Source organism: Pseudomonas petrae (assembly GCF_021728295.1).
In the GTDB taxonomy this organism is placed as follows: Bacteria; Pseudomonadota; Gammaproteobacteria; order Pseudomonadales; family Pseudomonadaceae; genus Aquipseudomonas; species Aquipseudomonas petrae.
Genome location: NZ_JAKJXE010000008.1, coordinates 304,519 through 330,088, shown reverse-complemented (window position 1 = coordinate 330,088; position 25,570 = coordinate 304,519). Strand labels below are relative to the sequence as shown.

Genomic DNA, 25,570 nt, shown 5'->3' with positions numbered 1-25,570 from the left:
GCTAAGCCCTACCACTACAGGCGACATGGGACCTATTACCTCAGGGTGCGCCCTGAAGGGTCCAAGACATCGTTCAGCATTTCACTCAGGTCAACCGATAAGGCAGCGGCTATGTACGTCTCTACTGAGCTTCAAGGCATCCTCAAGGCATTCTTCATCGACAGCCCTGAAGCGACCTGGGAGGACATCACAGCGGCACTCAAGAGTGAGGCTGACTTACTGTTCGCCCGAAGGGTAGAGCCTCAGTATTTGGGAGACTATTACAACCTCTTTGAGGACCACCTGAACGTACTCCGTGAGTTCGTCGCTACGATGCCCTTGAGCGTCAAGCAGGCCAAGACCATCAAGGCAGCTCAAGACCTCTTCAAGGCGACTCAACGGAAGCTCAGAGGGCATCCTGAAGACCTTGCGAGCATCGTGCAGGGCTATGAGGAACTGATGGGTTCTCATCGGGCTACAGACGTGCCACAAGGACCGCTCTCTCTGTCTTCATCTGTAAGGGGACCGTCAAGCTCCCATCAAGTCAGCCCCTCTAAACACTCAGGTCGCCTCTTGTCTCCAAGGACCTTCAAGGACCTCTCAGAGACCTACATGGACGAACATAAGGACAACATCAAGGCAACCACTACGAGGACCTACTGGACCACCATGAGGGTCCTCACAGAAGCCTTTGAGGCTGCTGGTGTGATGAATCTTGTGGACCACTCAAGGGCTGACTTGGTGAAGGTCAAGCAGCAACTCTCTGAGGGCCGTGCAGTGCCTACAGTGAACAAGTACCTGACTACCTTGGTGACTGTCCTTACCTGGGCTTCTGATAACGGATTGATCAATAACAACTACTCACAGCGCCTCAAGATCACTAAGGGCACTGAGAGTGATCGTAGAGCCTTCACTACGGAACAGATTGAGGCAGTCCTAAAGGTGTCTAAAGAGGCTCGTGGATGGACTCAGTGGGTGTGTGCCCTGGGTGCTGTGACGGGTGCAAGACAGCAAGAGATTATGCAGCTAACCAAAGAGGACATCATTGAGTCAGCCTTAGGGGTCAGTATCGATATCAATGAGCGTGGTGACTCTGGGAAGTCTGTGAAGAACAGTGGGTCAGAGCGCATCATTCCTCTCATTGACTGTAAGTGGCTGGACCTCAAAGGGTTCATGGAGTTTGTCTCAAAGCAGCCCTCAGGAGCCTATCTGTTCGCCTCTAAGAACAGCGCCCGTAAAGGTAAGCCACTCGTGTCCAAGAGGATGATGGATGTCGTGAGGGCTGCTGTAGGAGACGACAGGGCCTTAGTGTTCCACTCATTCCGTCACAGTCTCTCAGGGCTCTTGCAGTCCAATGAAGTGAGCTTGCAGGTATCTGCGGCCATCCTGGGACACAAGACAGGCTCAGTAACGTTTGATGTCTATGGGACAACTATGGGTCAGGACACTTTGAGGTCTGCTCTCATGAAGGTCCTTCCTGCTCTTCCTGTCCATGTCGTCCAGCTTCCTGTTGCTGCATAGCGTCATCCCTGCCCGGTTTAATCGCTCGTACTCATGGATTGGTATGGAGGGCTCTCAAATGAGAGACGCATTACAAGTTTTCGCATTACTTTCCCTAATTGCTCCGTGCTGGTTAGCAGGCAAAATAAGTTCTGCACTATTTGGCTATCCAAGCGTAGAAGCGTTTAGTCACGCCCAGCTAAGCCAAGACGCAAACTGGTCCCTAATTCCATTCGCACTGCTATTGATTGCCTTAGCATGGCCTTTGGGCTGGCTATGGGTTCGGCTTTTCAGGCTCATCAAAATTCTTTAGGTCACTACCGGCCCATCACTTCACATCACTCTCAGGAAAGGCATCATGGCGGCTCCGAAGCTCCACACTGACTCTCTACAGATACACGCCAAGACCTCTATCCAAGCCCATGCAAAGCTCCTTAGAACCATCATTAAGGCGGTAGGCGAGCTGACTAATAGCGGCCTGATAATCAAAGGATCAGGACCTCACGGAACTACATGGACCGCTTCAGGTGCCGTGGTAGTCGAAGAGTTCACCTACGTAGACAGCGTACAGCGGACACAGACAGCGCTTCGATTTGGTTCGTGGTTGTGTTTGGCCCTTGCGTTGAAGGTCACACAAGCAGACGCTCGACAGGCGTTCATTGAGGTCGTAGAGAAGCATCCCCTGCGCTGACCTTTAGGCGAGCATCCCAAAGCATCGCTCACGCTGGCTCCTATCAACCCCGCCAATTTAGAACCCTGAATGATTCCCTAAGAATCGTCGGGGCTTTCGTCGATATACGTACATTATTTGGCTTTACATAAATCCGAATACCGCCTACACTTGACCCCCGCGAACACTGGGCCGCACGAGGCACTGGAAAATCCAATTGAGCCGCCAAGCCCTAACTCCAAGAGCTTCTTAAAGAACTCTTAGAGAGCCTCTTTGCGCCTCACCACTTCCCAAACCTTCTTATTTATCAACGGGTTAAATCCCGTGACGGGGTAACTGTGCCTGTAATTCAGCCTGCTCAACATGACTTCAGTGACATCCTCTCTTCAACTTGGGCCTTCGACACCCTTACAGCGCTACATGGTGAGGAACTTGCAGCCCAACAACTTTTCCTTGAACACGAAGCCTATACGCTCGGTGAGGCCCACTTTAAGAAGACCCTTGAGCGTCAACAAGAGCGCGGGGAATTCGCTGAGAACGCTACAGCTAAGCCTGTGTTGTCCACACTGGTTCCCTTAATGGCAGTCGCCTTTGATAACTGGGTTGAACATCAAGTAACTAAGGTCCGCCGAAAGCACATTGGGCTTCAGTTCTTTCAAATGGTCAAGGCTGAGAGTGTCGCCGCGATCACCATCAAGTCAGTTTTGAACATCATCGCTAAGAAAGGCCCGAAGAGCATTCAGTCTGTCGCTGTGTTCCTTGGTCGTGCCCTTGAAGAAGAAGCCCGCTTTGGCCGCATCCGTGACCAAGAGGCTGAGCACTTCTTCAAGCACATCCGCAAGGCCCTCAACAAGCGCAATGGGCACACCTACAAGGTCGCCTATTTGGAGAAGGTTGAGGCGCACATGCAGGAAGCCAATGAGCTGTCCTCAACGTGGACCTCTTGGGACTCCCTTGAGAACGACATGACCTATCACATGGGGATTCGTCTCCTTGAGTTGCTCATTGAGTCCACTCAGCTTGTGGAAGTGAAGCGGGAACATGCAGGCAACGCCAAGCTTGACGGTGAGTTTGTCCACTTGACTCAGGAGTGGTCCGACAAGCTGTGCGCTCGGGCCTATTCGCTCGCTGGGGTCACTCCACGCTATCAACCAATGATTGTCCCTCCGAAGTCCTGGGTGACCATGATTGGTGGTGGCTACTGGGCCAAAGGTCGTCGCCCTCTCCCACTCATCCGTGTGCGCTCTAAGAGAGCCTTGCAGCGTTACCGCGACGTGTCCATGCCTGAGGTCTTTAAGGCCGTCAACATCGCTCAGGCTTCGGCCTGGAAGGTTAACGAGAAGGTCCTTGCAGTAGCCAAGGCTGTCATGGAATGGAAGCACGTTCCCATCGACAAGTTCCCTACAGCGGACCGTGAGGAACTCCCTGTGCAACCTGAAGGCATGGATGAAGACCCAGCACTGTTGAAGGCCTGGAAGAAGGAAGCGTCTGGTGTCTATCGCCGTGACCGTGCCCGTGTGAGTCGCCGCCTGTCCTATGAGTTCATCATTGAGCAGGCTGAGAAGTTCGCTGAGTACGAGGCCATTTACTTCCCGTACAACCTCGATTGGCGTGGCCGGGTCTATGCGATCCCTGCATTCAACCCACAAGGCAACGACATGACCAAAGGGATGCTCATGGCTTCCGTTGCGGAACCTGTAGGCCTTGAGGGCATCGAGTGGCTGAAGATCCACGGGGCCAACTGTGCGGGCGTCGATAAGGTTGACTTCAGCAAGCGCAAGGCCTGGGTCATTGAGAACCAAGAGCTGATCCTTGAGATTGCTCGGGACCCTTTGGGGCAACCTGAGTGGACCAAGATGGACTCCCCTTTCTGCTTCCTGGCGTTCTGCTTTGAGTGGGCCGGTGTGGTCGAACATGGGGCCCTTTGGGAGTCAGCCTTGCCGATTGCCTTTGACGGTTCCTGCTCGGGAATTCAGCACTTCTCAGCGATGCTCCGGGATGAGCGTGGTGGTCGCGCTGTGAACCTACTCCCTTCTGATGAGGTGCAAGACATCTATCGCCTCGTAGCTGAGGAAGTCATTGAGAAGGTCGTGAAGGACCTCACAGAGGGCACCGATGACAGCTCAGAGATGATGACCAACGAGAAGACCGGAGAAATCAAGGAGCGTCGCGTTCTGGGCACAAAGTCGATGGCCCGTGGCTGGATGGGCTATGGGATTGACCGCAAGGTGACCAAGCGTTCTGTCATGACCCTGGCGTATGGCTCAAAGGCCTTCGGGTTCACCGATCAGGTCCGCGAAGACATCATTCAGCCGGCCATTGACCGTGGTGATGGTGAGCAGTGGTTTCCTGATGCTCAGCAATGTGCTCGCTACATGGCGAACCTCATTTGGGACTCTGTGAGCGTCGTTGTGGTCGCTGCTGTTGAGGCAATGAACTGGCTCCAGAAGGCTGCAAAGCTGTTGGCCTCAGAGGTCCTTGATGGCAAGAAGACCAAGAAGAACCCGAACCCTGCCGTGCTAAAGCCTTGTATGCCCGTCTACTGGGTCACGCCTGATGGCTTCCCTGTGTGGCAGGAGTACATGAAGCCTGTTCAACGTCGCATTGACCTGATGTTCCTGGGCACTGTGCGCCTGCAAGCAACCATCAACGTCCGTGACTCAGACACCATTGATGGGGCCAAACAGGAATCCGGGATTTCCCCTAACTTCGTCCACTCACAGGATGGGTCTCACCTTCGCAAGACTGTCGTTAAGGCGTCCGAGTGCTACGGCGTGGAGTTCTTCGCTCTGATCCATGACAGCTTCGGGACCATCCCAGCGAAGGCCGGGAAGATGTTCAAGGCAGTCCGGGAAACTATGGTAGAGACCTACACACAGAACGATGTCCTTGAGGACTTCCGTGAGCAGTTCTTAGAGCAGCTCCATGAGAGCCAATTGGACAAGATGCCTATGATGCCGCTGAAGGGGACGTTACGCATCCAAGAGATTCTGGACAGCGAGTTCGCCTTTGCTTGATCGAAAAGCGCAACTTCATGGGCATCGAACTGTATGTACTCGTGGGACACCCTGAGCATGACCTTCTGTTCGTAGCGACTCAGGTAGCCCGTGCGGCTGGCTTGAAGGACCCAAAGAGTTCTATCTATCACGCTCGCCATAAGCTGCAAGAAGGTAGGGCAGTGGAAGTACTGGTAGAAGATAGTTCCACCATTGGGTGGCCGGTGGATGAGAACGCCAGACGGATGCGTAAGAACACCACAATGTTCACTGAGGCAGAGCTGTACGGCGTCCTCCTTCGCTCAAAGTCACCTCTCACTGCACCTTTTCGCCAGTGGGTTACAGAGGAAGTCCTACCGACCATCCGTAAGACAGGCAAGTACGACGCTGAGCAGTCCTCACACCCAATCGCCGTGGGTGTCATGGATGAGCTGAAGACTCTCAGAGGTGAGGTAGGTGAGCTTAAAGGCCTAATTGAGTCGCTCTTGCTGCGCGGTCCTGTGGTTGCCCTGGCAGAAGCCATCAAGCCAAGTCCCTACATTGGACAGGCGGGGACGACTACTCACTATCACTTTGATAAGGGACTCATGCGGACCCTCTGTGAGGTGGAAGGGCTGTCCACTCCCGCCGCTGACAGGCTCGCACCGATGGTCTTGCTGAATCTGGAAGTGAACTTGGTGGCTCAGTGGTAACCTCTCTAAAGCTGACCTCACGTAGAAGCCCTCACTATGACCGCAGACATCCCGTCTCGGAAATCAGGAGGCGAGACGATGAGATTATCTACACCCATGCCAAATCTTTACGAACTACAAGAAATTTATGTCATTGACTCAAACAGCCCGTCCGGGCTTAGCAGATTTAAAGCAGTCATCGGAGGGAATGGGAAAGTAGGCCCAGTTCTCAGTTTAGGTTTCGACGGATATTGGCGTATGAAATTCAACCGTAAGTTTTACCGAACGCACCGCATTATCTACTTCATGCACCACGGTATCGATCCCGCAGAAAGCGTAGTTGACCACATCGATGGAAACCCACTGAACAACCGTATTGAAAACCTCCGAAAGTGCACTCACCAAGAAAACTTACGGAATGCAAGGAAGCGTGGTAAAGGCGAGCTTCCGAAGGGCGTTACTATGGGTAAGGGGGGCAAATACCAGGCACAAATTTCAATTCGAGACAAAGTCCACACCAAGGTGTTCGCAACCTTAGTGGCCGCTACTACTTACCTGGATGAGTTACGGAAGCATTTTCACGGAGAGTTTGCGAGAAATTAAGGCCCACATTGGCTGAGCGAATCGACTTAAATATCAACTATCCGTTTATAGGAGTCTAATTAATGGCGAATGAAATCCAACAAGCCCTTGGGCAATCGGCTCAGACCACCTCGGGCCGTAAGGGCTTCGCTGTGGGCCGGGCACAGGCTATCAAGCTGCTCGTATTGCTAAGCCCGTAATAGACAACTCCCTTGGAGATGCCATGCGGAACTTCGTGAAGGCTGGCGGTGATGCCTTCGCGACCTACGAGCAGAACAGGCAGTCCACTGCTGACGAACGCTCCAATGAAATCATCCGTAAGCTGTCCCCCGAGCAACGCCGTCAGGCTATCGGAGAAGGGACTTTGCTCTATGCGGATGACCCTGACGCTATGCAACAACTTCGCCTCAAGTCTGGCCGTAATGCTGCCTATGAGGTGGACAATGAGGTCCAAGAGGAAATCAAGCGGGGGTCTTTCCGGTCCCGTCAGGAGCTTGATGAGTGGCGTCAGACCCGCATGGAGCAGAGTCAAAGAACTACGCTGAGATGGCGGGCATTGACGCCAACGACAAGGACTATCAGACAGGCTTTAACTCTGACATCTCCCAACGTAGCGCGGCGGTCTATGACCTTCACTCACAGTACCTCTCGAAGAACCTTGAGACACAGGCAGTCCTTGAGACACAGGCCGACCTTCAGCCTCTCTTAGATGACCCTAAGGTCCTGAGCAATCCTGCAAGCGCTGATCACTTCTCGAACTACTTCAACAACGGCCTCAAGGCCGGGATCTTCCCGAGTGATGCCCATGCAGTTCAAGCCCTTCAACGGGTGGCCTCAGCGGCTGTCGATAAAGACGGCGGTGTGACCCTGCTCGACAACATTGGGGACAAGACCCTGAACGTCTATGGCGGTCAACGGAAGGTCTCTGACTTGCTGGGTCCTGAGATGATGGACAACCTGAAGATGAAGGCTGCTACCTCAACCTACACGAGGAACTCCAAGCGTAACGAGTCCTTTGAGCTGGGCCTTGCGAACGCTGTGAATCAGGCAGATCCCGCTGCTGGCTGGCAGGAACTCAACAAGCTTGAGCAGGGCAACGACTGGTTACAGACCGGTGAGCAAATGACCCCTCAAAGGCAGAAGCTCATTCAGGCCAAGGCTCAGCTCATCGCCAAGGTGTCTCAGAACTCTCAGCAAGGGCTCATTAAGCTCCAGCAATCGGCACAGGCAGATAACCGTCAGGCTGTCATTGACGATGCCTACACACGCCGCATGGCCTCAGAGAACGTTGCGGTATCCCCTAAGTTTCTGCCGGTCAACGAGAACACTGGGGAGTTCAAAGAAAGCGATATGGCGACGTATGCAGCTAACAAGCTCAATCAGATCAACTCCCTGTCGATCCCTGCGTCCAGTCGCTAAGGCTGTGCGTGAAGATGTCCCTGATGATCAGCTTGAGAAGATCCTTGCGATGCACGGTGAGTCTGCCTTGCCGAATGAACGCATTGACCTGCATCCCTCAATGGAGCCAGACGCTAACGAGTTTGCTGCTCCTGCTATGCGCCTTGAAGCCCGTGAGACAGCCCGTCAGCTTGGTCAGGAAGACCCTACACGCTATCCCTGGACCGCTGGGGAAACCCCTAAGGAATCCATGGGTGTGGCCTACGTGGACCATCCAAGCGAGCCCGGTGCTGTGCGTCTTCAGGACGGCTCGATTCTCTCAGCTTCCAATCCGCTCAACCCTAAGACCCTCGAAGAAGCAATGCAGGTCATGCCTGATGATCGGGCTGCGCCTGGGGTTTCCATGGGTGGCTTTACAGAGATTGGCTACACGCTAAATCGCTCTGAGAACCCTGAAGTCCTCGCCCTGGGCAACCAGTTGTTTCGATCCCCTACAGGGACCGTAAGTGGATCTAACGGGAAGTTCGGGGCTACTGCCTCAGACATCATTGAGCGCATCCAAGGGCAGGACCATCTGACCTACAACAAGATGTCTGAAGAGGTCCTTGAGGCCATCAAAGACCCGAGCTATGCGCTGACTGATGGTGGCCGTCAGGCTCACATTGAGAAGACATTCAGGCGGGTTGCTGAGGCCATCGAAGAGAAGTCAGGGACCAAGCTGAGTCAGTTGACAGCCGGTGAACGGAAGCTAATGGACACTGTAAGGAGCCATTACGACACCAAAGCAGACTACCTCGCAGCCCCCGCACAGTTCGGCAACAGGAACGCCAAGCCGGTACTTCCTGAGACCCGTCACGCTGGGTCCTACATCCCGAACATCTATTCGACAGCCTCAAAGAATCTTCACCTTCAGAAGTTCGGTGGTGAGGAAGGCTTGCAGGACGCTATCCGGGAATCATGGCTCGCCAGCTATGCAGCACGGCCACACGTACAGGCTCGGGTAGACAACTTCCTGAAGGATCAGGTTGACGCTGAGCTACTCGCACGGACCCCTAAGGCTGTCGGTAAGAAGCCAGCGGCGCCAGTGGACACCGTGAAGCTACGTGAGAGCATCTTGCAGGAACTCGTAGAGGACTACGCCACAAGGAAGGCTTATGGGATCGCCAAGTCAGACGACTTCAACGAATCCAACTTGCTGTCATTAGGGGACCAAGGAAGCATCCCCGGCGAGATGGGCTTAGCGTCTAACAACTTCCTTGAAGGGCGTCACCTGTTCGATTCGGACATGGCGGTTCCCCTCTCGGATGGCTCTCAGTTCTCAGTGAATGACCTGCGAGAGTTCAACCTGTCCCGCATCACTCCCAGCTATGACCGCCGTGTGAACGGTGACATTGGGATCATGGGGGCAACTGGACGCTCTACGGCTGAGCTGATCAGCGACATGTCTAAAGTGAAGACCGCTACGGCTGTAGAGCGGAAGGCCCTTGAAGAGTCCATTAAGATCCTCACAGGCCGTGCCCGGAGAGACCCAGAAGGCGCCCTTGCGGCTGCTGCCAGATCCCTCACAGACATGAGCTTCTTCGCTAAGAACGCCTACATGGGTGTGCAGTCCATCACCGAGGTTGCCAGCATGGTCACCAAGGGTCACACACGGCTGTTGCTCAAAGGGGTTCCGTTGCTCAGGGACATGACGGGATGGGGCTCTAAGATCAAGCCTAAGGACCTGGAAGACATGCACTCAATGGTCTTCGGGCGTGAGCTGGATAACCACATCAGACCGTCCCGGCAGGACATCGTGGACCGTCTCAGGGATCAAGCTGGGACCAATCCGGCAATCGCTCAGGCTGTAGGCTCCGTCAAGTTCGCCACACAGGAACTCTCAGCCCGGTCACCCTTCACGAAGTTCCTCACAGAGTCCTCTAACTACATCTCCGACGCTGGCCGTCAGGGTGTGCTGTCTGACTTCGTGAATCACGTGGTGGACGGTCGGGCCTCGAAGCTCTTTGAGGACACTCGCCTGAAGTCCATGTCGATCACCCCTGACCAGTTCGCAGGGATGAAGGACTTGGTTAAGGCTTACGTGAAGAAGCAGCCTGACGGGTCCTACAAGATCACTGACAGAGCAGCCTTCCAACGTGACCCTCGGACCATGGATCTATGGCGTATGGGTGACAAGATTGCAGACGAAACCATTCTGCGCCCTCACAAGTTCTCTTCGGCTGACACTGAGGCCTACGGGGCTGGCGTGAAGATGGCGATGCAGTTCAAGAACTTCACCATGCGCTCAGTCAACTCGCGTCTCATCCGTGGTTATCACGATGCAACCAAGAACGGACGGGCAATCGATCAGACCCTACAGGCTGTCATCTCGACAGGCCTTGCAACCGCTGGTTACGTCGCAATGAAGTACAGCCAAGCAGCAGGGATGCCCAAGGACCAGCGTGACAAGTTCCTGAAGCAAGCCCTTGATCCAAAGATGCTCGCCTATGCGGCTATCTCTCGAAGTTCCCACATAGGCGCCCCAATGGGTCTGGTGAATATCGTTGCGGCACCTTTGGGATTGGATCAGGCCGCAATGGTCCGCTCGTCGATCCTCCCAAGGGGCCCTAAAGAACAGCGGGATCCGGGTGCAATGAAGTTCTCAGCGACCAAGGACGACCGAACCACTGGGGTCCTCGGGAAGATTGCCGAACAGGTCCCAGCTTATGGGGTCCTCGCGAACGCCGGTCAGGTTGGCTACAACGCCTTTGGGGCTGCTGGTACTGATTCCCGTAGAGCTGATCAAGAGTATATGACGGGCGTCTTCAACGGGCTCCGTGGGCTTGTTCCTAATGACCCGGTAAGTCAGAAGCTCTTGCTGATGATGATGGAAGACCAGGGCGTAGAGATTCGTTAAATATCATCCACTTTAATACAGGACGCCATCAAGGGTCCTGGCACTATTTAATCTATGGAGACCATGTATGCAAAAAATCAAAGCGACGCTCACTGATCTTATTACTGCTTCAGAAAATCTTTCTTCAAATGACCTTGCAGACTTTAACGCAATGCAAGACGGTCGTGATCCAGTGGAAGTATTCACAACAGCCCTTGATGACACTACCCACACCATCACAGATGGGAGGCATGTGCTGGCCGTTGGTGGGCATACAAAAGGCGGTGTGTGGTTCGTTACCACGAAATTCGTCTCAGTTTTATCGCAAGCCGAACGCTTTAGTTTTTACCGGATTATCAAAAAGCATTTGGCTGAGATTCGCAATGAACTTCCCAATGAAGTGGAGTTAACTAATTTCGTTGCCTTACACAATCACGCACATATTCGCCTACTGACGAAACTTGGGGCCGTATTTAGCGAAGGTCTTTTCAAAGCGCCGTCAGGGCTTCTACTTAAACGATTTTGGTTATAAAGGAGTGTAATCATGTGCGAACCGGTATCTATTTCAATTGCTATGGCTGGGCTTGCAGCCTCATCGGCAGCTATGAGCGCATCTGAAAGCGCTAAAGCAAAAGGCCAGATGACAGACAATGAGCGCAAGCAGCAAAACGAAGTGGTCAAACAGGCCAACTTTTCGGAAAACGATCAAAAGCTTGCGACCGTGGACAAGCAAGACGAATCCCGCCGTCAGCTCACTGAGGTGAACCTTCAGGCCATGCGGAACCAAGGCACCATTAACACTGCCATTGGCGAGTCTGGTCTTTCAGGTAACACGATGGACCGCATTCGGAACTCAGTCGGCAATGACTCGTCTGCTCAAAAGATGAACATCACTGACAACTACAGGCGCGACTATCAGGCCATCTTTGCGAATCGCGTAGGCAGCTCGGAGAATGCTAAGGCTGCTGTTCGTGGCCTCGGTGGCAATAAGTACAAAGTGAACAATATCGCGAATGCCTTAAACATCGTCTCTGCTGGTGTGAGCGGTTACGAGCAGGGGGAAAGCATTACCGCAAAAAACAAAGCTAAGAACACCAATAGTGCGGGTGTAAATACGTGACAGAGGGGCCTTCGGGTCCCTTATTTTTCAGTTTTGACCCTTCTGACCAAAATGACCACCTCTACAGGCCACGTCGTCCGGGCTTCTTAAAAGAACTCACTATTACTGGAGGGCCCCTGTTTGTATATATACAGAGAGACTCTCTTTCTGGCTCTTAAAGGTCCCTCTAAGGTTGCCCTGTCTGGTAGGTGTAATCACACCACCTTAATCACAATTCAACTTAAAGGAGGGCTATGAGATGACTACACAGTGGGTGACTACCTGTGTCGCTGTATTACGCACATTGGCTACCCATCGTGTCACCTATCGATTTCTTGGTTTACTCGCTGTCACTCTTGGAGTTACTCAAGGTGGTCCTTTGGTCCAAGCCTTTGGGGATGTCGTCTGTGTTCTACTTGGTGGCTGTGATGGCTGAGGTCGTAAGGATGGTCATTGAAGCGAGGCGACAGAAAGGAGGTACAACAATTGAAACCCGATACCCAACAAGACTCACCCACCTTGCAGCCGAAAGACCGCTTCATGATCGACGCTACGAGCCCAAGTGGTCTTAGGTGGAAGACGAACGGCCACGGCTATAAACGAGGCGACGTAGCAGGCAGCAAGACCCCGAAAGGGTACTGGAAGGTTGGCAAGCAGCCGAACAAGAAGATGGTGCACCGTGTCGTCTATGAGATTGCTTTCGGTCCGATTGACGCTGATTTTGAAATTGACCATGCAGACGGTAACCCCAGCAATAACCATCCAAGCAACCTCCGGGCGTGCAGTCACGGTGAGAATGGTCAAAACAAGTTCGGCTCTGCTTCTCAGGACTGGTATCCAAAGGGTATCAACATCAACGCCCGAACGGGTCTGGTGCAGGGAATCATAGGTATTGACGGCAAGCAGGTACGACCCGGTAAGGGATTCCGAGAGGATCGTGACGTTTCTTCAAACGGTCTGAATACCTTGGTGAGCATCATGCGGAAGGCCCTTGAGGACATGCATGGTCCCTACGCGAATACTCAGAGCTATTACTGTCAGTTGCCCGATGAGGCTGTATTAGGGCGCGATGAGGGCTTTTGATAAAATAGCGAAATTTTGGCTGAGACCACCTCAATAGTATTGCTCACGCTGACTCCCCCGTGGGGCCTCGCTTGGGGTCCTTGTCGTGTGCCTGCGAGGGGTCCTTATCGCGCACATGTAGAACTCTGGTGTCACGATTTGTCACAACGCTTGTCACGAAGATGTCACGACTGCCAAGGTATCTCCAAATCATGGGCCAGATAAGGCCTGTAGGCGCTGGATTGTGAACACATGTTGATGTTTGCCGTAAACCTCTGCAAAAACTCCAGCTTCAGACGTATAAGGTTGAATTTTCTGACAATAGATCGAGAACAACTGGCCTTGCACTGTACATTTGAGTGCAATTCAAAAGCCACTACACTCAATTGAATCATGTTGTTGCGGCGCAGAACTTGTCACAATTGCGCCCCCAGCGAAACGCTGTAAACCCCGATGCCGTGTGATGCGCTCCCCGCCCAATTAAGGAACTTGCCATGTCCGATTCACCCCGCACGATTCTGGTGGTCGAAGATGACAACATCGTCCGGATGTTGATTGTCGACGTCCTCGAGGAGCTTGAGTACACAGTGCTGGAAGCGGCCGACGCAGCCGAGGCCCTTACGGTTCTGAACAACGCTGACAAGACCATCGACTTAATGATGACTGACCTGGGCCTGCCCGACATGAACGGTAAAGATCTGGCACTGAAGGCACGTGAGATTCGCCAGGACATTCCGGTGCTGTTCGCCAGTGGCTACGCGGATTCCGTTGATGTGCCAGAGGGCATGCACAATATCGGCAAGCCGTTTTCCATCGACCAGCTGCGTGACAAGGTAAAGGGCATTCTTGGCAACTGAGCAACCGGCGCAGCGATCCCCGATCCATGTGCTGATCATTGGCTACGTCTGGCCCGAGCCGCGATCGTCTGCGGCCAGCGGGCATGTCATGCAGCTGATCGACTGTTTTCTCGAACAGGGCTGGCAGATCACCTTCGCCAGCGCCGCTACCGAAGGCGAGCACAAGGCGGACCTGGCCGCGCTGGGCATCACTGAAGTCGCCATCGCCCTCAATCACAGCAGTTTTGACGCCTTTATCCGTGAACTGCAGCCCGACGTGGTGGTGTTCGACCAGTTTCTGATGGAAGAGCAGTTCGGCTGGCGGGTGGAAAAGCACTGCCCGAACGCGCTTCGCCTGCTTGAGAGTTCCGACCTGCAGAGCCTGCGCCATGCCCGTCATCAGGCGGTCAAGGAACGGCTCGACGGCAAGCCCGATGCGGACCTGACGGATTATTTCCAGACGTCTCGGGATCAGCTGTTCACACGGATGGCGACCACTGACCTGGCCCAGCGCGAGATCGCCGCGATCCACCGCAGTGACCTGAGCCTGATGGTGTCCGACGTCGAAATCGGCCTGTTGACCGAGCTGTTTTCGGTGCCCGCCGCCCAGCTGCATTGGGTACCGCTGCTTGTGCGAGAGCGGCGCGATGTGCCCATTTGCCCGCAGCGCTTTGAAGACCGGGCGCATTTCATCACCATCGGCAACTTCCGCCACGCCCCGAACTGGGATGCCGTGCTGTGGCTGAAAAACACCGTCTGGCCGCTGATTCGCGCGCAATTGCCCTCCGCTCAGGTTCATGTGTATGGCGCCTATACGCCGCCCAAGGCAGCAGCGTTGCATAACGCTGCTCAGGGGTTTCACATCATGAACTGGGCCGAAGATGCGCTGGAGGTGATGGGTGCGGCGCGGGTATCGCTTGCGCCGTTGCGATTCGGCGCGGGGATCAAGGGCAAGATCATCGATGCCATGATCTGCGGCACGCCAACCGTCACCACGCCCATCGGCGCCGAGGCCATGCACGACGAACTGGCATTTCCCGGCGCCGTGGCCTGTGATGCGCAAGGGCTGGCGGACGCGGCAGTCAGTCTTTACAGCGATCAGGGCCGCTGGGAACACGCGCAACGGGACGGCTGGCAATTGCTGCCGGCGCGCTTTGGCCATGACCGCCATTGCGCTGTGCTGATCGAACGCATACTTTTGCTGCGGGCAACGCTGCAGGCCCACCGCACGGCCAACTTCACCGGCGCGATGCTTCGCCATCATCAGCACAAAAGCACGCAGTACATGTCGCAGTGGATCGAAGCCAAGAACAAAAACGCCTGAGGCATTTTGTCTAGCTGACGGCGCGGCGCAACAGGTAGGTGTCCATGATCCAGCCCTTCTGCGCACGCGCGGCTTCACGCGCCTGACGTATCTGCGCGCTGACTTCGTGCAGCGGGCCTGAAATAAGCATCTCGTCAGGGGTGCCCAGGTAAGCGCCCCAATAGATGTGCAAAGCCTGATCGACGAACCGCTCGAAGGTGCAATGCGCGTCGAGCATCACCACGCTGTTGCTGATGTGCTCGCCCTGCTCCGCTTCAAGCTCCCGGCCGGTGGTGATGTTGATGGGTTCGCCGATGCGGTTCAGCCCGATGCGGTGCCCGGCGGCGAGCGCCTGCACGCTGGTGATGCCGGGAATGACTTCGTAGGCGAATGATTCACGGCCGCGGGCGAGCACCTGATCGAGAATTCGCATTGTGCTGTCATACAGCGCCGGATCGCCCCACACCAGAAACGCGCCGGTCTCGCCTGCCTTTATTTCATCGGCGATCAGCTGCTCGAACAGCACGGCGCGCTGCTCGTGCCAGTGTTCGATCCCGCTGCGGTAAGACGGCGCATCGCCCTTGCGCCTGGGATCGCTCACCTGCACCAGACGATAGTCATGCCCCTCGATGTAGCGCTCGCAAATGTCCCGGCGCAACGCCAGCAGGTCGTCATTGGCGTACCCCTTGTCGAGGATGAAAAACACCTGGGTGCTGTTCAGCGCCTTGATCGCCTGAACGGTGATGTGCTCGGGATTGCCCGCGCCGATGCCGATGACGTGGATTTTTTTCATGGGGTGGCGGTTCTCTGAAGGCATTCGCAAGGTGCATCAGCGTATCGGGTTGTTGATGGGTATGGTTAGTCCACTCCGCAGACGAGCGTCACTCCGCAGAATTGATGGCGCTTAGACTGGCCTCTTCCCGGCTGAAGCCGGTCCTACTGGAACACCGCGTTCGACCTGTAGGTCTGGCTTTAGCCGGGAAAGCGTCGAACGTCACTCTGCAGAATTGATGGTGCTTAGACTGGCCTCTTCCCGGCTGAAGGCGGTCCTACTGAAGCACCGCGTTCAACCTGTAGGACTGGCTTTAGCCGGGAAAGCGTCGGACGTCACGCCGCATATTTGATGGTGCTTAGACTGGCCTCTTCCCGGCTGAAGCCGGTCCTACTAAAACACCGCGTGTAGCCTGTAGGACTGGCTTTAGCCGGGAAAGCGTCGGACGTCACGCCGCATATTTGATGGTGCTTAGACTGGCCTCTTCCCGGCTGAAGCCGGTCCTACTGAAGCACCGCGTTCGACCTGTAGGTCTGGCTTTAGCCGGGAAAGCGTCGAACGTCACTCTGCAGGATTGATGGCGCTCAAAACGGCCTCTTCCCGGCTGAAGCCGGTCCTACTGAAACACCGCGTTCAACCTGTAGGACTGGCTTTAGCCGGGAAAGCGTCGGACGTCACTCTGCAGAATTGATGGTGCTCAGGCTGGCCTCTTCCCGGCTGAAGCCGGTCCTACTGAAGCACCGCGTTCAAACTGTAGGACTGGCTTTAGCCGGGAAAGCGTCGGACGTCACGCCGCATATTTGATGGTGCTTAGACTGGCCTCTTCCCGGCTGAAGCCGGCCCTACTGAAGCACCGCGTTCAACCTGTAGGACTGGCTTTAGCCGGGAAAGCGTGGGATGCCACGCCGCAGGATTGATGGCGCTCAAAACGGCCTCTTCCCGGCTGAAGCCGGTCCTACTGGAACACCGCGTTCGACCTGTAGGTCTGGCTTTAGCCGGGAAAGCGTCGAACGTCACTCTGCAGGATTGATGGCGCTCAAAACGGCCTCTTCCCGGCTAAAGCCGGTCCCACTGAATTCGTGCGTTCATCTGCATCTGTTTAAAACCCGCGTCTGTATTCCGCCCGGCAAATAGTGCACATTAACCCCACGCCATTCTCCAGACCGGCACCCGCATGACCAAAACAACAAGAGTCACCGACCCTTCCTACGAGCTGATGGATGACCACAATGGGCTGTCGATCATCTACCGCGAGCACGGTTTTCCCTGCCCGCTCGTGCGCTGGCATTTCCACAAGGAATACGAGCTGCACCTGATCGTCGCCAGTTCCGGCAAGGTCTTCGTCGGCGATTACATCGGCAATTTCTACCCCGAGACGCTGTTTCTCACCGGCCCCAATCTTCCGCACAACTGGATCAGCCAGATCGAAGAAGACGAGGTCGTGCCCAAGCGCGACATGCTGGTGAATTTCACCGAAGAGCTGCTCGAAAGCGGCAATCAGGTGTTCGCCGAACTCAAGACCCTGGCGCCGCTGCTCGAACGTGCCCGGTACGGCATCGAATTCCGCTGCAAACGCACCATCCGCCAAGCCACCAAACTGATGCAAAAGATCGCCGATACCACGGGCATGACCCGGCTGGGGCACTTTTTCATTCTGCTGGAAGTGCTGGCGGCGAGTGATGATTTCCAACTGCTGTCGGGCACCACCGCGTCCCGGCTGTCCGACGATCACGCCGTGGAGCGCACCAACAAAGCCGTCGAATACATTTTCACCCACTACGCCCGCGAGCTGCCGCTGGAAGAAGTGGCGGACTACCTGGGCATGAAGCCGACCTATTTTTCCCGCGTGTTCAAGCAGGCCACCGGGCGCTGCTTCGTCGAGTTCGTCAACCGGCTGCGCATCAGCAAGTCCTGCGAACTGCTCGCCGATGGCGACCGGCCGGTGACCGACGTCTGCTTCGAGTCGGGTTTCAATAACATCTCCAACTTCAATCGGCGCTTTCAGAAGCTCAAAGGCATGACCCCTTCGCACTATCGCCGCCTTGCCGTGCAGCGCCTGACCGAACAAAACCTGTACTGATTCGTTGCCCCTTCGCGCCCTTCAACTACGCTGGAACTGCCCCGCACCATGCGCTGGTGCAGTTCCACGACGTGGCCGTCGGAATTCCCAGTGCAAAAAAGTATCAGTTCAAGTGCGTCGCAGGATTTGTCAACCAGCGCGTACAAGGCTGTAATCAACTGACATTCTTCCAGACCTCCGGAAGAAACAAAAACAATAACCAAGCTTCTGTCGTCGCCTGGGCGCAGAAGAGGAGTGATAAATGAAGACCTCTGCAAATGTTCTCCTTGCCGGTACCTGTCTGACCCTCCTGTCTCTCTGCACCGCCGCCACTGCCGGTGATGTGACCATCGCCACCGTCAACAACAGCGACATGATCCGCATGCAGCGGCTGTCCAAGACCTTCGAAGAACAGCACCCGGACATCAAGCTCAAGTGGGTCGTGCTGGAAGAAAACGTACTGCGTCAGCGTCTGACCACCGACATCGCCACCAAAGGCGGCCAGTTCGACGTGTTGACCATCGGCATGTACGAAGCCTCACTCTGGGGCGCCAAGGGCTGGCTCAAGGAAATGACCAATCTGCCTGCGTCCTACGCGCTGGACGACGTATTCCCGTCGGTACGCGATGGCTTGTCGGTCGACGGCAAACTCTTCGCCCTGCCGTTCTACGCAGAAAGCTCGATCACCTACTACCGCAAAGACCTGTTCAAGGCAGCCGGCCTGACCATGCCGGAACGTCCGACCTGGACGCAGATCTCCGAATACGCCGACAAGCTCACCGACAAGTCCAAGGAACAGTACGGCATCTGCCTGCGCGGCAAGGCCGGCTGGGGCGAGAACATGGCGCTGATCACCACCATCGCCAACTCGTTCGGCGCCCGCTGGTTCGACGAACAGTGGAAGCCGCAATTCGACCAGCCTGAATGGAAGAACGCGCTGACCTTCTACACTAACGTGATGAAGAAAGACGGACCTCCCGGTGCCTCCAGCAACGGCTTCAACGAAAACCTCGCGCTGTTCAACAGCGGTAAATGCGCGATCTGGGTGGATGCCAGCGTCGCCGGCTCGTTCGTCACCGACAAATCACAGAGCAAAGTGGCTGACAGCGTAGGCTTCACCTATGCGCCCCATGAAGTCACCGACAAGGGCTCGGCGTGGCTGTACTCGTGGGCTCTGGCGATCCCGACCAGCGCGAAGAACGACAAGGACGCGCGCGCCTTCACCGAATGGGCCACGTCTAAAGAGTACGCCGCGCTGGTGGCCGAGAAAGACGGCGTCTCCAACGTACCGCCAGGCACCCGCGCATCGACCTACACCGATGCCTACAAACAAGCCGCGCCGTTCGCCAACATCACCCTGGAATCCCTCAAGGCCGTCACGCCGAAGGCGCCGACCCTCAAGCCGGTTCCGTACGTAGGCATCCAGTTGGTGACTATCCCCGAGTTCCAGTCGATCGGCACCTCCGTCGGCCAACAGTTCTCGGCAGCACTGGTGGGCACATCCAGCGTGGATCAGGCCCTGACCAGCGCGCAAAACGTGGTCGAGCGTGAAATGAAGCGCGCGGGTTACCCGAAGAAGGGCTGACACCCGCTGCTTGAAGGCGGCAGGCGCCAATTGCCTGCCGCCCACGTTCACGCTTTTGCCCGGTTCGGAGTCAACATGAACACCTCAACCCTCACCCCACGCACCGCCGCAGCTGACGATAAGTCGTCCGCCAAAGGCAGTGTCACCAAGCCCGGCTGGTTTCTGGTCAGCCCGTCGGTGCTGTTGCTGCTGGTCTGGATGATCGTGCCACTGGGCATGACCATCTACTTTTCGCTGATCCGCTACAACCTGCTCAACCCCGGCGAAAACGAATTCGTCGGGCTTGAGAACTTCGAATTCTTCGTCACCGACGCAGGTTTTCTGCCCGGCGCCATGAACACGCTGTTGCTGGTCGGCAGCGTGCTGGCCATCAGCGTGATCCTTGGTGTGTTGATTTCGGCGCTGCTGGAAGCCAGTGAGTTCTTCGGTCGTGGCATCGTGCGCGTGCTGCTGATTTCGCCGTTTTTCATCATGCCGACGGTCAGCGCGCTGATCTGGAAGAACCTGATTTTCCACCCGGTGTCCGGCATCCTCGCCTGGGTCTGGAAGCTGTTCGGCGCTCAGCCGGTGGACTGGCTGGCGAATTACCCGATGCTGTCGATCATCATCATCGTGTCGTGGCAGTGGCTGCCCTTCGCGATCCTGATTCTGATGACCGCCATGCAGTCCCTGGATCAGGAACAGAAAGAAGCGGCGCGGCTGGATGGTGCTGGCCCGATCGCGATCTTCTGGCACCTGACCCTGCCGCACCTGGCGCGCCCGATCGCCGTGGTGGTAATGATCGAAACGATCTTCCTGCTCTCGGTGTTCGCCGAAATCTTCACCACCACCAACGGCGGCCCGGGCTTCGCTTCCACCAACCTGGCGTACCTGATCTACAACCAGGCACTGCTGCAATTCGACGTGGGCATGGCATCGGCAGGCGGTTTGATTGCCGTCGTGATCGCCAATATTGCCGCGATCATCCTGGTACGGATGATCGGCAAAAACCTCACCGACAAGTCTTGAGGGCAAGGCCATGATGACGCTCAAACAATCCCGTCGCCTGCAAAGTGCCCTGCTCGGCACCTTGTCGTGGCTGATCGCGGCGCTGATTTTCTTCCCGATCTTCTGGATGGTCCTGACCAGCTTCAAGACCGAGATCGACGCGTTCGCCACGCCGCCGCAGTTCATTTTCACGCCGACCCTGGAAAACTACCTGCACATCCAGGAGCGCAGTGACTACTTCCACTTCGCCTGGAACTCGATCCTGATCTCCTTCAGCGCGACGATCCTGTGCCTGCTGATCGCGGTGCCGGCGGCCTACTCCATGGCGTTTTTCGAAACCAAACGCACCAGGGGCACGCTGTTGTGGATGCTCTCGACCAAGATGCTGCCGCCGGTGGGCGTGCTGATGCCGATCTACCTGCTGGCCAAGACCTTCGGCCTGCTGGATTCGCGCATCGCGCTGATCGTGATCTACACGCTGATCAACCTGCCGATCGTGGTGTGGATGATTTACACCTACTTCAAGGACATCCCCGGGGAGATTCTCGAAGCGTCGCGGCTGGACGGTGCGACGACACGGCAGGAAATCTTTCGGGTGCTTATTCCGATCTGCAAGGGCGGGCTGGCATCCACGGCGCTGCTGTCGCTGATCCTGTGCTGGAACGAAGCGTTCTGGTCGCTGAACCTGACCTCCTCGAATGCCGCACCGCTGACTGCGCTGATCGCTTCCTATTCCAGCCCTGAAGGGTTGTTCTGGGCCAAATTGTCGGCAGTGTCGACCCTGGCCTGCGCACCGATCCTGATTTTCGGCTGGATCAGCCAGAAACAACTGGTCCGCGGCCTGTCGTTTGGTGCCGTGAAATAACTAACGCAGCCCTGTGTAGGAGCGCGCTTGCCCGCGATTGCGGTGGGTCAGCGGTGAATTTATCGCTTGATGTACCGCGATCGCGGGCAAGCGCGCTCCTACAGGTCGGTGTTGAGGCCACGCGAACACATGGCCCTTCTTGAAGAATAAAACTGGAGCCCATCATGGCTAACCTGACAATCAGAAATCTGCAAAAAGGCTTCGACGGCCACCAGATCATCAAAGGCATCGACCTGGACGTGAAGGACCGTGAATTCGTGGTCTTCGTCGGTCCGTCGGGCTGCGGCAAGTCCACCCTGCTGCGCCTGATCGCCGGTCTGGAAGACGTCACCAGCGGCAGCATCGAACTCGATGGCCGCGAGATCACTCAAGTGACCCCGGCCAAGCGCGACCTGGCGATGGTGTTTCAGACCTACGCGCTGTACCCGCACATGACCGTTGGCAAAAACCTGTCGTTCGCGCTGGACCTGGCGGGTACGCCAAAGGCCGAGGTCAAGAAAAAGGTCGATGAAGCCGCGCGCATCCTCGAGTTGGGCCCGCTGCTGGAACGCAAGCCCAAGCAACTGTCGGGCGGTCAACGCCAGCGTGTAGCGATCGGTCGCGCCATCGTGCGCAACCCGAAAATCTTCCTGTTCGATGAACCGCTGTCCAACCTCGACGCCGCCCTGCGTGTGCAGACCCGGCTGGAGCTGTCGCGCCTGCACAAAGAGCTGCAGGCGACGATGATCTACGTCACCCACGACCAGGTCGAAGCCATGACCCTGGCCGACAAGGTTGTCGTGCTCAACGGCGGTCGTGTCGAGCAGGTCGGCTCGCCGCTGGAGCTGTACCACCACCCGGCCAATCTGTTCGTCGCGGGCTTTCTCGGCACGCCGAAAATGGGTTTCCTCAAGGGCAAGATCAGCCGCGTCGAAGCGTCGGCCTGTGAAGTCACCCTGGACGCCGGGGCGAAAGTGCTGCTGCCTTTCACCAACGCGCAACAGAGCGTGGGCGATGCCGTGACCCTGGGTATTCGCCCTGAGCACCTGGAGTTGGCCAACGAGGGTGATTGCCAGTTGACCGTCATCGCCGACGTCAGTGAACGCTTGGGCAGCGATACCTATTGCCACGTGCGCACCACCTCCGGCGAGCCGCTGACCATGCGTATTCGCGGTGACCTGGCCAGCCAGTACGGCGAAACCCTGAAACTGCACCTGAACAGCGCGCACTGCCACCTGTTCGACGCTCAGGGCCAGGTCATCCGCCGCGCGCTGCAGGCCGCAGCCTGATTCATCGCACTCCACAGAATTCGGGAACACCGTCATGAAACTGAACAAGCAGAACCTCTCCAATCTGGGCGCCGGCATCGCCATCCCCGCCTACTCCCTCGATGAGCGTCGCCATGGCATCGCGCACATCGGCGTCGGCGGTTTCCACCGCGCCCACCAGGCGTTTTACACCGATGCGCTGATGTCTCTCGGGGCAAATGAACACAGCGGCGAAGGCCTGGACTGGGCCATCTGCGGGGTCAGCCTGCGCGAAGAAGACCGCGGCAACTTCGAAGCGCTGAAGGGCCAGGATTTCCTCTACACGCTGTTCGAACTGGGTGACACCCCGGACACCGAAACCCGCGTGATCGGCGCCATGAGCCAGATGCTCATGTCCACCGACAGTGACCTGGCGCTGATCGACAAACTCGCCAGCGCAGACATCCGCATCGTCTCGCTGACCATCACCGAAGGCGGCTACTGCATCGACGACAGCACCGGCGAATTCATGAGCCACCTGCCGCAGATCCAGTACGACCTCGAACACCCCGCGACACCGAAGACCGTGTTCGGTTATCTGTGCGCCGCCCTGACACGACGCCGCGCGGAAGGCACACCGGCGTTCACCCTGATGTCCTGCGATAACCTGCCGCACAACGGCGCCGTGACACGCAAGGCCCTGCTGGCGTTCGCCCAACTGCGCGACCCGGAGCTGCACGACTGGATCGCTGAAAACGTCAGCTTCCCCAACGCCATGGTCGATCGCATCACGCCAATGACCAGCACCGCCCACCGCCTGCAACTGCACGACCAGAAAGGCATCGACGACGCCTGGCCGGTGGTCTGCGAACCGTTCGTGCAGTGGGTGCTGGAAGACAAGTTCGTCAACGGCCGTCCGGCCTGGGAAAAGGTCGGCGTGCAGTTCACCGACGACGTGACTCCGTACGAAGAAATGAAGATCAAGCTGCTCAACGGCAGCCACCTGGCGCTGACCTATCTCGGCGCGCTGAAGGGTTATCGGTTCGTCCACGAAACCATGAACGACCCGCTGTTCGTCGATTACATCCGCACCTACATGGACCTGGACGTCACCCCGCAACTGGCGCCGGTGCCGGGCATCGACCTGACCGAATACAAACAGACCCTGATTGATCGGTTCTCCAATCAGGCAATTGCCGATCAGCTGGAGCGCGTGTGCTCCGACGGCTCGTCGAAATTTCCGAAATTCACCGTGCCGACGATTAACCGTCTGATCCTCGACAGCGGCAACCTGGACCGCGCCTCGCTGGTGGTCGCAGCCTGGGCGCTGTACCTGCAGGGCAACGGGACCCGCGACTTCACCGGGGAAAACGGCGTGCCGTACACCGTGGTCGACCCGCGCGCCGACTTCTGCAAGGCGCTGGTGGCCGATGACGTGTTGGTCACCCAGCGCCTGCTGGACGTGGAAGAAATCTTTGGCGCGGCGATTCCCCGGTCGGCCGAGTTCGTGGCATCGTTCGAGCACAACCTGAACAGCCTGAAGCAATTGGGCGTCAGCAAAACCCTGGAAAACCTGTTAGCGAAAACCGTCTGAGCTTCAGAGGTAAAGAGGTGAACATGTTTCTCGGCATCGATTGCGGCACCCAAGGCACCAAGGCGATTGTTCTGGATGCTGTTAGCGGCAAGGTTCTGGGCGAAGGCTCGGGTGCGCACCACATGATCAGTGGCGCCAACGGTCGCCGCGAACAGGATGTGCAGGAATGGCTCGATGCGTTCGAGCAGGCAACGGCGGCGGCATTGCAGCAGGCCGGGGTGTCCGGCGCGGACATCCAGGCGATCGGTGTTTCCGGTCAGCAACACGGCTTGGTCATGCTCGATGCATCGGGCCAGGTCCTGCGCCCGGCCAAGCTGTGGTGCGACACCGAATCCACCCCGGAAAACGATCAGCTGCTGGCGTATCTGGGCGGTGAGGCCGGTTCGCTGGAGCGTCTGGGTATTGCCATCGCGCCGGGCTACACGGTCTCGAAATTGCTGTGGAGCAAAGAACAGTTCCCCGAACTGTTCGCCCGCATCGACAAGATTCTGCTGCCCCACGACTACCTCAATTACTGGCTGACCGGCCGCAGTTGCAGCGAGTTCGGCGATGCATCGGGCACCGGTTATTTCAACGTACGCACCCGCGAATGGGACCTCGAGATCCTTGAGCACATCGATCCCAGCGGCCGGCTGGTCAAGGCGCTGCCGGAACTCATCGAATCGCATCACCCGGTGGGCAAGATTCTCCCTGCCATCGCCCAGCGTCTGGGCCTCAACCCGAATGCCATCGTCTCCAGCGGCGGCGGCGACAACATGATGGGCGCGATCGGCACCGGCAATATCGCACCGGGCTCGATCACCATGAGCCTGGGTTCGTCGGGCACGGTCTACGCCTTTGCCGATGCAGGCAACGTCAGCGCGCAACCGTCGGTGGCGACCTTCTGTTCCTCGTCAGGCGGCTGGCTGCCGCTGATCTGCACCATGAACCTGACCAACGCCACCAGTGCCATCCGCGAGCTGTTCGCGCTGGACATCGGCGCCTTCAACACGGCGGTCGCTTCCTCGCCGATCGGCGCCCAGGGCGTGCTCGTGCTGCCGTTCCTCAACGGCGAACGCGTGCCCGCCCTGCCCCACGCCACCGGAAGCATTCTCGGGCTGGACAGCACCAACCTGACCCAGGCCAACCTGTGCCGTGCGGTGGTCGAGGGCACCACCTTCGGCCTGCGTTACGGCCTGGACCTGTTGCGCGACAGCGGCATTAAGAGCGATAACATCCGCCTGATCGGCGGCGGCGCTAAAAGCGCGGTCTGGCGGCAGATCGTCGCCGACATCATGGACACGCCGGTCATCTGCACTACCGGCACTGAAGCGGCAGCCCTGGGCGCGGCGATTCAGGCGGCGTGGTGTCATGCCCACGCCGAGGGTGACGGTGAGTCGCTGCAAGCGCTGACCGAGCGTTGCGTCAGCCTCGATCCGGCCAGCGAAACCCGGCCGGTGGCCGAACACGTTGCGGCGTACCACGCGGTTTATCAGCACTATCGCAATCAATTGCAGGGCCTCTGACGGACA

Annotated in this window: 19 protein-coding genes and 1 pseudogene; 19 read left to right on the top strand and 1 reads right to left on the bottom strand. The window is 56.9% G+C overall.

The window, feature by feature from the left end:
• The first annotated feature begins 111 nt into the window (after nucleotides 1–111).
• The 12 genes and pseudogenes from L4G42_RS16405 (at nucleotide 112) to L4G42_RS16355 (ending at nucleotide 14,992) form a co-directional block, all read left to right on the top strand.
• Entirely contained in the window at nucleotides 112–1,500 is a 1,389-nt protein-coding gene (locus L4G42_RS16405; RefSeq protein WP_237259513.1) for a tyrosine-type recombinase/integrase, read from the top strand.
• Nucleotides 1,501–2,487: 987 nt separating this feature from the next.
• Entirely contained in the window at nucleotides 2,488–5,166 is a 2,679-nt protein-coding gene (locus tag L4G42_RS16400) for a DNA-directed RNA polymerase (protein WP_237259512.1), read from the top strand.
• Nucleotides 5,167–5,183: 17 nt separating this feature from the next.
• On the top strand, nucleotides 5,184–5,837 hold the full coding sequence (locus L4G42_RS16395) for a BRO-N domain-containing protein (RefSeq protein ID WP_237259511.1): 654 nt from the start codon (nucleotides 5,184–5,186) through the stop codon (nucleotides 5,835–5,837).
• A 78-nt stretch (nucleotides 5,838–5,915) separates the two neighbouring features.
• Nucleotides 5,916–6,419: an HNH endonuclease gene (locus L4G42_RS16390; protein ID WP_237259510.1), complete on the top strand. Its 504-nt coding sequence runs from the start codon at nucleotides 5,916–5,918 to the stop codon at nucleotides 6,417–6,419.
• 163 nt (nucleotides 6,420–6,582) lie between these two features.
• A pseudogene (locus L4G42_RS16385) lies at nucleotides 6,583–7,817 on the top strand (hypothetical protein).
• Between the two features lie 235 nt (nucleotides 7,818–8,052).
• Nucleotides 8,053–10,692, top strand: coding sequence for a hypothetical protein (locus L4G42_RS16380; protein ID WP_237260945.1), 2,640 nt, complete (start codon nucleotides 8,053–8,055; stop codon nucleotides 10,690–10,692).
• Between the two features lie 67 nt (nucleotides 10,693–10,759).
• The gene (locus tag L4G42_RS16375; RefSeq protein ID WP_237259506.1) at nucleotides 10,760–11,203 is read left to right on the top strand and encodes a phage protein Gp13 family protein; all 444 of its coding nucleotides are present in this window, start codon (nucleotides 10,760–10,762) and stop codon (nucleotides 11,201–11,203) included.
• 12 nt (nucleotides 11,204–11,215) lie between these two features.
• Nucleotides 11,216–11,791: a virion core protein, T7 gp14 family gene (locus L4G42_RS16370; RefSeq protein WP_237259505.1), complete on the top strand. Its 576-nt coding sequence runs from the start codon at nucleotides 11,216–11,218 to the stop codon at nucleotides 11,789–11,791.
• Between the two features lie 238 nt (nucleotides 11,792–12,029).
• Complete coding sequence (locus L4G42_RS26380; RefSeq protein ID WP_419789377.1) at nucleotides 12,030–12,206, top strand: gp19.5 family protein; 177 nt, start codon at nucleotides 12,030–12,032, stop codon at nucleotides 12,204–12,206.
• A gap of 50 nt (nucleotides 12,207–12,256) precedes the next feature.
• Entirely contained in the window at nucleotides 12,257–12,853 is a 597-nt protein-coding gene (locus tag L4G42_RS16365) for an HNH endonuclease (protein ID WP_237259504.1), read from the top strand.
• A gap of 473 nt (nucleotides 12,854–13,326) precedes the next feature.
• Nucleotides 13,327–13,689, top strand: a complete 363-nt coding sequence (locus tag L4G42_RS16360; RefSeq protein ID WP_237253225.1) for a response regulator — start codon at nucleotides 13,327–13,329, stop codon at nucleotides 13,687–13,689.
• Complete coding sequence (locus L4G42_RS16355; protein ID WP_237253224.1) at nucleotides 13,679–14,992, top strand: glycosyltransferase; 1,314 nt, start codon at nucleotides 13,679–13,681, stop codon at nucleotides 14,990–14,992. Before L4G42_RS16360 ends, L4G42_RS16355 begins: the two co-directional genes overlap by 11 nt.
• 10 nt (nucleotides 14,993–15,002) lie before the next feature.
• On the opposite strand, the gene cobF is transcribed toward L4G42_RS16355, so the two are convergent.
• Complete coding sequence (gene cobF, locus L4G42_RS16350) at nucleotides 15,003–15,764, bottom strand: precorrin-6A synthase (deacetylating) (RefSeq protein ID WP_237253223.1); 762 nt, start codon at nucleotides 15,762–15,764, stop codon at nucleotides 15,003–15,005.
• Nucleotides 15,765–16,917: 1,153 nt separating this feature from the next.
• Between cobF and L4G42_RS16345 the strand changes: the two genes are divergently transcribed.
• The 7 genes from L4G42_RS16345 (at nucleotide 16,918) to xylB (ending at nucleotide 25,564) form a co-directional block, all read left to right on the top strand.
• Nucleotides 16,918–17,823 carry an AraC family transcriptional regulator gene (locus L4G42_RS16345; protein WP_237253222.1) on the top strand — a complete coding sequence of 302 codons (906 nt, stop codon included), beginning with the start codon at nucleotides 16,918–16,920 and terminating at the stop codon, nucleotides 17,821–17,823.
• Between the two features lie 241 nt (nucleotides 17,824–18,064).
• Nucleotides 18,065–19,387, top strand: a complete 1,323-nt coding sequence (locus L4G42_RS16340; RefSeq protein ID WP_237253221.1) for an ABC transporter substrate-binding protein — start codon at nucleotides 18,065–18,067, stop codon at nucleotides 19,385–19,387.
• A gap of 75 nt (nucleotides 19,388–19,462) precedes the next feature.
• Nucleotides 19,463–20,395 carry a carbohydrate ABC transporter permease gene (locus L4G42_RS16335; protein WP_133771368.1) on the top strand — a complete coding sequence of 311 codons (933 nt, stop codon included), beginning with the start codon at nucleotides 19,463–19,465 and terminating at the stop codon, nucleotides 20,393–20,395.
• Nucleotides 20,396–20,405: 10 nt separating this feature from the next.
• Nucleotides 20,406–21,239, top strand: coding sequence for a carbohydrate ABC transporter permease (locus tag L4G42_RS16330; RefSeq protein WP_237253220.1), 834 nt, complete (start codon nucleotides 20,406–20,408; stop codon nucleotides 21,237–21,239).
• A gap of 164 nt (nucleotides 21,240–21,403) precedes the next feature.
• Nucleotides 21,404–22,507, top strand: a complete 1,104-nt coding sequence (locus tag L4G42_RS16325) for an ABC transporter ATP-binding protein (RefSeq protein WP_237253219.1) — start codon at nucleotides 21,404–21,406, stop codon at nucleotides 22,505–22,507.
• Nucleotides 22,508–22,541: 34 nt separating this feature from the next.
• A complete protein-coding gene (locus L4G42_RS16320; protein ID WP_237253218.1) occupies nucleotides 22,542–24,059 on the top strand; it encodes a mannitol dehydrogenase family protein in 1,518 nt (505 codons plus the stop codon).
• A 23-nt stretch (nucleotides 24,060–24,082) separates the two neighbouring features.
• Nucleotides 24,083–25,564 carry a xylulokinase gene (xylB, locus tag L4G42_RS16315; RefSeq protein ID WP_237259503.1) on the top strand — a complete coding sequence of 494 codons (1,482 nt, stop codon included), beginning with the start codon at nucleotides 24,083–24,085 and terminating at the stop codon, nucleotides 25,562–25,564.
• Nucleotides 25,565–25,570: the final 6 nt, after the last annotated feature.

Bases quoted from the DNA above. Each gene is read 5' to 3' on its own strand.
- L4G42_RS16405 (WP_237259513.1), top strand. From the start codon at position 112: ATGTACGTCTCTACTGAGCTTCAAGGCATCCTCAAGGCATTCTTCATC.
- L4G42_RS16395 (WP_237259511.1), top strand. From the start codon at position 5,184: ATGGGCATCGAACTGTATGTACTCGTGGGACACCCTGAGCATGACCTT.
- L4G42_RS16390 (WP_237259510.1), top strand. From the start codon at position 5,916: ATGAGATTATCTACACCCATGCCAAATCTTTACGAACTACAAGAAATT.
- L4G42_RS16375 (WP_237259506.1), top strand. From the start codon at position 10,760: ATGCAAAAAATCAAAGCGACGCTCACTGATCTTATTACTGCTTCAGAA.
- L4G42_RS16370 (WP_237259505.1), top strand. From the start codon at position 11,216: ATGTGCGAACCGGTATCTATTTCAATTGCTATGGCTGGGCTTGCAGCC.
- L4G42_RS26380 (WP_419789377.1), top strand. From the start codon at position 12,030: ATGACTACACAGTGGGTGACTACCTGTGTCGCTGTATTACGCACATTG.
- L4G42_RS16360 (WP_237253225.1), top strand. From the start codon at position 13,327: ATGTCCGATTCACCCCGCACGATTCTGGTGGTCGAAGATGACAACATC.
- cobF (WP_237253223.1), bottom strand. From the start codon at position 15,764: ATGAAAAAAATCCACGTCATCGGCATCGGCGCGGGCAATCCCGAGCAC.
- L4G42_RS16345 (WP_237253222.1), top strand. From the start codon at position 16,918: ATGACCAAAACAACAAGAGTCACCGACCCTTCCTACGAGCTGATGGAT.
- L4G42_RS16340 (WP_237253221.1), top strand. From the start codon at position 18,065: ATGAAGACCTCTGCAAATGTTCTCCTTGCCGGTACCTGTCTGACCCTC.
- L4G42_RS16335 (WP_133771368.1), top strand. From the start codon at position 19,463: ATGAACACCTCAACCCTCACCCCACGCACCGCCGCAGCTGACGATAAG.
- L4G42_RS16330 (WP_237253220.1), top strand. From the start codon at position 20,406: ATGATGACGCTCAAACAATCCCGTCGCCTGCAAAGTGCCCTGCTCGGC.
- L4G42_RS16325 (WP_237253219.1), top strand. From the start codon at position 21,404: ATGGCTAACCTGACAATCAGAAATCTGCAAAAAGGCTTCGACGGCCAC.
- L4G42_RS16320 (WP_237253218.1), top strand. From the start codon at position 22,542: ATGAAACTGAACAAGCAGAACCTCTCCAATCTGGGCGCCGGCATCGCC.
- xylB (WP_237259503.1), top strand. From the start codon at position 24,083: ATGTTTCTCGGCATCGATTGCGGCACCCAAGGCACCAAGGCGATTGTT.